Genomic DNA, 8,189 nt, shown 5'->3' with positions numbered 1-8,189 from the left:
CGTTCGTGCAGGTTGTGCTCGGACAGTCGGCGTGCCGTCGCGGTGATCCTGTGCACCGGACGCAGCACCCGGCCGGACATCCACCAGCCGACCAGCATCGAGCTCGCGGCCAGGAGCAGCAGAGCCGCGATGAGCACGGTCAGCAACTGACTCATCGTCACGTTCTGGCCGGTGTCGACGGCCCGCTGGATCGCCTCTGCCGGGACCGTGTTGTCCGGGGTCTGCGTACCCTGCAACGGTTGCGCGGGCTGGGCCCGACCCACGCAGACCGGGGCGATTTCGTTTGTGTCCGTGGTCGGGGACGTGGTGATCCTCAATGTCCTCGCCAGCGCGATCGGCAATCGCTCGGACAGCCGCCGGCCGACGAACCAGTACACGATGCCCAGCAGCACCGTGCCGACGACGAGCGACATGCCGCCGTACAACAGGGTGAGTCGGGCCCGCGCCGACGGTCGGCGGAACAGCCTCCGGTAGGGCAGCCGCACGCCCGAGAGCAGCCGCCTGCCTGTCGCCGGGCCGCTCCGTCGGGATGCCCTCCGGCCGCTTCCACGAGGTGTGCGCGGGCTGTTCATATCAGGGATCCCGAGCCGGGTACGGGCCGGACGACCTGCGGGTCGCCCGGTTCGGCGCGCAGCTCGCACATGGTCACCCGCGCGATGTCGGAAAAGGGGTCGACGGTCCGGTCCCACACCCGCTCCGGCATTTCCTCGTCCTCGGTCACCAGAACTTGCAAGGTTTGTCGCTCCGTTTCGAGCCGGGGAAGGGGGTGGGGAGGGTGGGGAACGAATGGAGCACGAATAGAGCACGAATGGGCCCGAACGGCCCGATTCGCAGGCTTCGGATGAACCCCATCGGTTATACGCGCGCCTGCGTTAACTCCGGATAACCGATCCGGGTGACGTCGTGGCAACCCGTCGGTGCGTAGACCTGTTGTTGCTCTCACGCCGCTACGGCGGGTGGTGACCACACGAGCGACGGGTGCGACGACGGGCGGGAGAGCGGCAGTGGGCGCGCGGGAGCGAGACGGTCTCCCCGCCGAGGCCGGTCACCCGCACATCGGCAACGGGAAGGAGTGGACAGTGACTTCACAGGATGGACGCCGGGTGGCCGAGGGAATGTCGCGGAGACGGATGTTGGGGGCGATGGGCGCGGGCGCGGTGGCCTCGGCCGGCGTGGCCGGGCGGGCGTACGGCTCGCCTGCCGGGGCTCGTTCGGCCGCGGAGCTGGTGGCCGGGCCGATCAAGCGGGATCTGGCGATGTTGGATGTGATCGCCGCCCGGCACGGCGGCAACCGGGGTGCCGGCCTGCCCGGCTTCGACTACTCCGCGTGCTATGTGGAGGCCCGGCTGCGCGACGCCGGATACCGTACCCGGCGTCTGGCGGTCGGCTACGACCGAACCGATCACATCCGCGACACCGTCGAACAGGTCCGCCCCCGAGCGCGCAGCGTTTTTCACGTCGCGGCGGGCGGAGTCGCGGCATCACCGACCGGCGGTGACACCGGGGACTTGGTCATTCCGCGCGATGCCTTCGGTGACGCCGCGGACAGTTGGGAGGGCATCGACGCCTGCGGGAAGGTGGCGCTGTTACAACTGCGCCCGAACCTGCTGCGCGGCGCCCGTCGGGAGCACGTCGCCGGCGGATGCCACAGCGGCATGGCGGCCAGGAGGCAACGGGTCGCCGCGGATCAGACCGAGTCGGCCCGCCAGGCCCTGATCCGGGCCCGTGCCGCCGGCGTTGCGGCGGTGTTGTTCCACCTCGATCAGGTCGACTTCCCGATCGGTCTGGTCTTCGATGCTCCCGGGGACGCCGGGCTGCCGCCGGCGAGCGTCGTCTTTTCCAGCGACGCCACCGCGCTGCGCGAGGACATGAACGCCGGCGGTACGACGGTGCGCGTCGAACTGGAGCTGCGCCGGCGACATGTGGACACCTTCAGCGTGCTGACCGTGCCCCCGGACGCCTCCGCCGCCAGGTACCTGTTCGGCGCGCATCTGGACAGCGTCCCCCGGGGCCCCGGCATCGACGACAACGGCTCCGGCTCCGCGCTGCTGCTCCACCTCGCCCATGCCCTCGCCGTCGAGCCCGCAGGCAGTCCCGTGCAGTTCTGCTGGTGGGGCGGCGAGGAGGACGGCATGCGCGGCTCCCGACACTTCGTCGAGACCGAACCGCTCCAGCCGATCCGCGGCTACTTCAACCTGGACATGGTCGCCGCCCCCAACTATGTCATCGGCGTCTACGGCAACGGGCCGCAACGCCATTTCACCGACCACTTCACCGTCATCGGCCAACCCTGGCTCGAAGGACCCGTCGACGGGATGTCCGACCAAGTCCCCTTCCTCGACGCCGGGATCCCCGTCGCCGGGATCGACACCGTGCGCAGCGCACCCGCCGCCCTCAAGGACGACCGCGAAGCCGCACTGTTCGGAGGCACCGTCGGGCGGCCCTTCGACCCCAACTACCACGGCCCGGGCGACACCGTCACCAACATCAGCACCAAAGCCCTGGCCATCTGCACCACCGCCGGCCTGGCCGCGCTCCGAGCCGTGAGCCGCTGACAGGCAACGACCGGCGACCCGCCCGATAATCCCCCGCCCGGGGGCCGCTCGTTCGCTTCCTCGTCCGCGGATCAGCGTGCGGTCACCGCACGCGGCCTTGTCACTGCGCAAGCGTCATGTCGCCGCCGTTGCCGCCGTGTTCCGGCCCGGCCGTCCTACCGGTGGTCCTCGGATCGTGATGCCCGGTCCGCCAGCGCCCGTACCTCGGCGGCGACGGCGGCATGACGCTCGCGCGGTATGTCGTGCCCCACGCCGGGCTGCAGGACCAGGCGTGCGCCGGGGACCGCAGCGGCCGTGGCGTGGGCCGCGGACGGCTTGAGCAGGGGATCGTCGGTGCCGTGCAGCACCAGCGTCGGGACCCGCAGCTCCGCCAGGGACGGGCCGTGCCACTTCGCGCCGATCTGCCGCGACTGGGCCTTCGGGTCGGCGATGCCGGTGTCCACGTCGGCGCTGATCCGCTCCAGCGCCTCCACTTCGTCGAAGGGGTAGCCGGGTGACGCACACAGACGGGCGACCGCGAGGCCCATGGCGATCCTTTCCTCCCGGCTTTCGGCGGGCTTGATCCGGGCGAACCTGGCGAGGGTGCCCAGGCGCAGATACCGGAAGGCGCCCAGGCCGCCGACGTCGCTGGGCAGCGCCGCGGACGAGGTGAGTGTGCGCACACGATCCGGGTGGCGCAGGGCGATGCGCTGGGCGACGACGCCTCCGAGGGAGTGCCCGAAGAGATGGGCGGATTCCCAGCCGAGCCCGTCCATGACCGCGATCGCGTCGTCGGCCAGGTCCTCGGCGGTGTAGGCCGCGCTGCGGCGGGCGGCGATCGCGGCGAAGGGGTTGCCCGACGAGGTCTGCGCCTGCATCCGGGTGGAGTCGCCCGAGTCCCGCTGGTCGTAGCGCGCGACGGCGAATCCGGCGGCCGCCCACGCCGCACACAGTCCTTCCGGCCACCAGTGCCGGGACACCGCCAGACCCATCACCAGCAGCAGCGGCTCGCCGTCCGCGCCCTCCCGGAACCGGTCGTAGGCGAGGTCGACGGCTCCGTTGTGGGCGAAGCGGCGTTCGGTCCAGGACATGGCGGGCTCCCTCGGTGGACGAATAAACTGCGATCGGTGTTCGCAGTATTAGACTACAGCAGGCCAAGGACCGCACGCCGAGGAAGGTTTCCGACAGTGACCGAACACGAGCCCCGACCCACCGTGTGGTCACGGCCCGAACGCGGCACGCGCGGACCCGCACCCGAACGCGACCGCCGGCAGATCACCGCCGCCGCCGTCGCCCTGGCCGACGCCGACGGACTGGCCGCCGTCTCGATGCGCGCCCTTGCCCGGGAACTGGGCACCGGACCCGCCTCGCTCTACCGCTACCTGGCGAGCCGTGACGACCTGCTGGACCTGATGGCCGACGCGGTCACCGGCGAGGTCGACCTGTCCGCCGCACCCGGCGGCGACTGGATCGGCGACCTCACCGCCCTCGCCCTGCAGGCCAAGGCGGCACACGCCCGGCACCCGTGGCTGCTCGAACTGACCGCGCAGCGCGGCAGTGTGCTGGGGCCCAACGCGATCGACTACCTCGACCACGCTCTCGCGATCCTGACCCACGCCCCCGGCACCAGCTCGCAGAAACTGGAGACGATCGGCTTCGTCGGCGGCCTCGTCACCCTCTTCGCCCGCCACGAGGCGACCACCACCGCCGGCGGCGCGACCCCGTCCGCACAGGCGGCCCACCTGGCCGCCGTCGCCGCCGAGGGACGCCATCCCCACCTGCTCGCCGCACTGGCCACCGCAGGCCCCGCACCGTCGGACGGCCCCGCCGACCGGGACGCCCTCTTCGAACGCCTGTTGCGCCGCATTCTCCCCGGACTGCTCGGCTCGTGACGAAACGACCGCTGCTCGGCTTGCGCTTCGACCCGTTCGCCTCGGTCGGGCGCCCTTCCGGTGGTGTCCGGGGTCGGTGCGGGGCGCACCGGTTCTGACGACGCGTTCGACGTCGTGACGGGGCGCGGGCCTGTGCCTTCTTGAACCGGCAGGCCGACCCGGACCGGGTCGGGAGGTGGGCGCACCGGCGGAACGGGCCGCCTTCGTGCGCGGGTTCCGAATGCCCGACGCGTCCGTTGCGGCGCGGGAACGGCCGGGCCGGGGCGACGGCTCTCGCGATCGTGTTCGGCGCGGCAGCCGACAAATGTGGACAAAGTTACTTCTAATGGGACATGTGTGTGGTGGCTGTCACGGCGTGGTGACCGGTCGGCCGGAGCACAACCACGTCCGAGCCCCTGGGAGGTTTCCGATGTCCAGCCCCGGTGACACAGCCGTGTTCGTCCCCGATCCGGAGACCGACGAAAACGCCGAGACAGGCCGTGCCTCGGCCCCCGATCCCGAGCCCCGAACGTTGTCGTTGACGGCCGCCCAGCGCGAACTGTGGTTCGCCGAACAGCGTGCGCCCGGCGGTTCGGAAGGCCGGGTCGCCGAGTGCGTGGAGATCCACGGGCCGGTGGACGCGGCGCTGTTCGAGGCGGCGGTACGGCAGGTGCTGGACGAGGCGGAGGCGCTCCGGGTGTGCATCCGGCCCGGGAAGGACGGTCCGGTGCAGATCGTGGACCCGGATCCGGAGTGGGCACCGGTGGGCGTCGACGTCAGCGATCGGGCCGATCCCGAAGCGGCGGCCCGGAGTTGGATGGCGGCGGACATGGCCGTCCCGATGGACCTGCCCCGGGGGCGGCTGTTCCGCTGCGCCCTGATCAAGCTGGGGGCGGAACGCTGGCTGTGGTACGGCACCAGCCACCACATCGTGATGGACGGCTTCGGATTCTCGCTCGTCGTGCAGCGCCTGGCCCAGATCTATACGAGCCTGGTGGCCGGCGAGCCGATCGCACCGTCACCCTTCGGAGCACTGGCGGATCTGGTGCAGGCCGACCTGGACTACCGGGCCTCGCCGGACTACGCCGCGGACCGCGACTACTGGGCGGCGCTGCTCGCCGATCGCCCGGCATCGGTGCCGGTGCCCGCGCGACCGGACCTCGCGCGCGGGGAGGATGGCCCGGGCGACGGGCATCCGCTCGCGGGTACCGCGCACAGGACCGAACTGCGCCCGCCGGCACGGCCGAAGGCACTACGGGAAGCGGCCCGGCGCGCCCGGGTGTCGAGGTCGCGATTCGTCGTCGCGCTGGCCGCCGTCTACCTGCACCGGCTGACCGGCGAGCGGGACGTGGTGATCGGTCTGGTCGTCACCGGCCGCGCGAACCGCCGGCTCCTCACGATTCCGGGAACGCTGGCCAACGTCGTGCCGCTGCGCCTGACGGTGCATCCGGGCATGCCGCTGGCCGAGTTGCTCACCCAGGTCGATCAGGCGGTGGAGCGGGCGGTGCCGCACCAGCGCTACCGCGGCGAGGACCTGGCCCGCGAGCTGGACCTGCCCGCCGCCGGCGACACCTGGTTCTCGCTGGCGGTCAACGTCATGTCGTTCGGGAGGCCGCTGACCTTCGGCGGACATCCCTGCACCATCCGCAACCTTGCCCGCGGAGCGACCGCCGACCTGTCGCTGGGGGCGGTGGAGCGGCGTGACGGCACCGGCATGCACCTGGAACTGCAGGGGGCACCCGGTCGGTACGGCGACGCCGACCTGGCCGACCACCAGCAGCGCCTGCTGAGCCTGCTCGACGCCATGGCCACCGCCGACCCGGACCGTCCCATCGGCACCTTCGACCTCCTCACCCCGGACGAACGCCGCGAACTGTCGGCCGGCCACGACGCCCCGGCGGTCGGGCTCCCGGCTGTCGCGATGGCGGAACTGTTCGAGACGCGCGTGCGCATCGCCCCGGACGCGGTGGCGCTGGTACAGGGCCGGGAGAACCTGAGCTATGCGGAACTCAACGCGCGGGCGAACCGGTTCGCGCACGCCCTGATCGCCCGCGGCGTCGGCCCCGAGGACATCGTCGCCCTCGTCCTGCCCCGCTCCGTCGAACTGGTCACCGCGATCCTGGGGGTGCTCAAGGCCGGCGCCGCCTACCTGCCCGTCGACCCGGCGCATCCGGCCGAGCGGATCCGGTACCTGCTCGACGACGCCCGCCCCGCCGTGTGCATCGACACCGCGGCGACGGTGGTCGCGATGAGCGAAGGGCGTGCCGCCACCGACCCCGGTGTGGCCGTCGACCCCCGCCACCCCGCGTACGTCATCTACACCTCCGGCTCCACCGGCACCCCCAAGGGCGTGATCGTCACCCACATCGGCATTCCCGGCCTGGCCGCGGCACCGGCCGAGCGGTGGGGCATCGATACCGAAAGCCGTGTCCTGCATGCGGCCTCACCCAGCTTCGACGCCTCCGTGTGGGACCTGTGCGCCGCCCTGACCGCAGGCGCCGCGCTGGTGCTCGCCCCGGCCGACGACCCACTGTCCGTGTTCACCGATCCCCACCTGAACGCGACACACGTACTGCTGCCCCCGTCCGTCCTCGCGGCACTGTCCCCGGACGCGGTGTCGGCAGGGAACATCGGCGTCGCCGGCGAGGACTGCCCGCCCCACCTGGTGGCCCGTTGGGCTCCCGGCCGGTGGATGATCAACGCCTACGGCCCGACCGAGACCACCGTCTGCGCCACCATCAGCGACCCGCTGACCCCCGACGCGGTCGGGACACCGCCGATCGGCCGGCCGATCACCGGTACCCGCGTCCACGTCCTCGACGCCGGTCTGCAACCCCTCCCGCCCGGCTGCGTCGGCGAACTGTACATCGCGGGTCAAGGCTTGAGCCGCGGCTACCTGAACCGGGCCGGCCCGACCGCCGAACGCTTCGTGGCGTGCCCGTTCGGCCCGCCGGGAGAGCGCATGTATCGCACCGGCGACCTCGCCCGATGGCGCGTCGACGGCAGCGGTCTGGAGTTCTGCGGCCGCGCCGATCGGCAGGTCAAGATCCGCGGCCACCGGATCGAACCCGGCGAGATCGAGACCGCGCTGACGGCGCACCCCGGCGTGGCCCGGGCCGTCGTCGTCGCCCGCGAGGACCACCCCGGGGACAAACGCCTCGCCGCCTACGCGGTGCCGGCGCCCGGCACCGTACTGCGGCCGGTCGACCTGCGCGAGCATCTCGAACAGCGGCTGCCCGACTACATGGTGCCGGCGGCGTTCGTGCTCCTGGACGCGGTGCCGTTGACCGTCAACGGGAAGCTGGACCAAGCCGCGCTGCCCGTGCCGGGGCCGGTCGGCGGTGCGGGTTCGAGTCGGGCCCCGCGCACCCCGCGCGAGCAGTTGCTGGCCGGGTTGTTCGCCGAGGTGCTCGGGCTGCCCGCGGTCGGTGCCGACGACGACTTCTTCGCCCTCGGTGGGCACTCCCTGCTCGCCACCCGCCTCGTCTCCCGCGTCCGCGCACTGCTGGGGGTCGAGGCGGAGCTACGCGATCTGTTCGAGAGCCCCACCGTGGCCGGTCTCGCCGCGTCCTTGCGCGACGCCGGGCAGGCGCGCCCCGCCGTGGTGCCGGTGCCGCGGCTCGGGGTGGTGCCGCTTTCGTACGCGCAACAACGATTGTGGTTTCTCGATCGCCTGGAGGGCCCGGGGCCCACCTACAACGTTCCGTTGGCGTTGCGTTTGTCGGGTGTGCTCGATCGGGGTGCGTTGGAGCGGGCTGTGGTGGATGTGGTGGTGCGGCACGAG

Annotated in this window: 5 protein-coding genes and 1 pseudogene; 3 read left to right on the top strand and 3 right to left on the bottom strand. The window is 72.1% G+C overall.

Annotation, left to right across the window (positions count from 1 at the left end; genetic code table 11):
- Both ACFXMF_RS45210 and ACFXMF_RS45205 read right to left on the bottom strand, forming a co-directional pair.
- Nucleotides 1-485, bottom strand: a pseudogene (locus ACFXMF_RS45210) (two-component sensor histidine kinase); the annotation flags it as partial.
- Nucleotides 486-568: 83 nt separating this feature from the next.
- Complete coding sequence (locus tag ACFXMF_RS45205) at nucleotides 569-733, bottom strand: hypothetical protein (RefSeq protein ID WP_360324781.1); 165 nt, start codon at nucleotides 731-733, stop codon at nucleotides 569-571.
- 346 nt (nucleotides 734-1,079) lie between these two features.
- On the opposite strand from ACFXMF_RS45205, the gene ACFXMF_RS45200 reads away from it, so the two are divergent.
- A complete protein-coding gene (locus tag ACFXMF_RS45200) occupies nucleotides 1,080-2,555 on the top strand; it encodes a M20/M25/M40 family metallo-hydrolase (protein ID WP_379991749.1) in 1,476 nt (491 codons plus the stop codon).
- 155 nt (nucleotides 2,556-2,710) lie between these two features.
- On the opposite strand, the gene ACFXMF_RS45195 is transcribed toward ACFXMF_RS45200, so the two are convergent.
- Complete coding sequence (locus ACFXMF_RS45195; protein ID WP_379991748.1) at nucleotides 2,711-3,625, bottom strand: alpha/beta fold hydrolase; 915 nt, start codon at nucleotides 3,623-3,625, stop codon at nucleotides 2,711-2,713.
- Nucleotides 3,626-3,721: 96 nt separating this feature from the next.
- On the opposite strand from ACFXMF_RS45195, the gene ACFXMF_RS45190 reads away from it, so the two are divergent.
- Complete coding sequence (locus ACFXMF_RS45190) at nucleotides 3,722-4,426, top strand: TetR/AcrR family transcriptional regulator (RefSeq protein ID WP_379991746.1); 705 nt, start codon at nucleotides 3,722-3,724, stop codon at nucleotides 4,424-4,426.
- Nucleotides 4,427-4,835: 409 nt separating this feature from the next.
- A partial coding sequence (locus ACFXMF_RS45185; RefSeq protein WP_379991745.1) for an amino acid adenylation domain-containing protein occupies nucleotides 4,836-8,189 on the top strand: 3,354 nt, incomplete at its 3' end.

This window comes from Embleya sp. NPDC059213 (genome assembly GCF_042754445.1).
GTDB lineage: Bacteria > Actinomycetota > Actinomycetes > Streptomycetales > Streptomycetaceae > Embleya.
This window is presented reverse-complemented; position numbering and strand designations above follow the sequence as displayed.

Bases quoted from the DNA above. Each gene is read 5' to 3' on its own strand.
- ACFXMF_RS45195 (WP_379991748.1), bottom strand. From the start codon at position 3,625: ATGTCCTGGACCGAACGCCGCTTCGCCCACAACGGAGCCGTCGACCTC.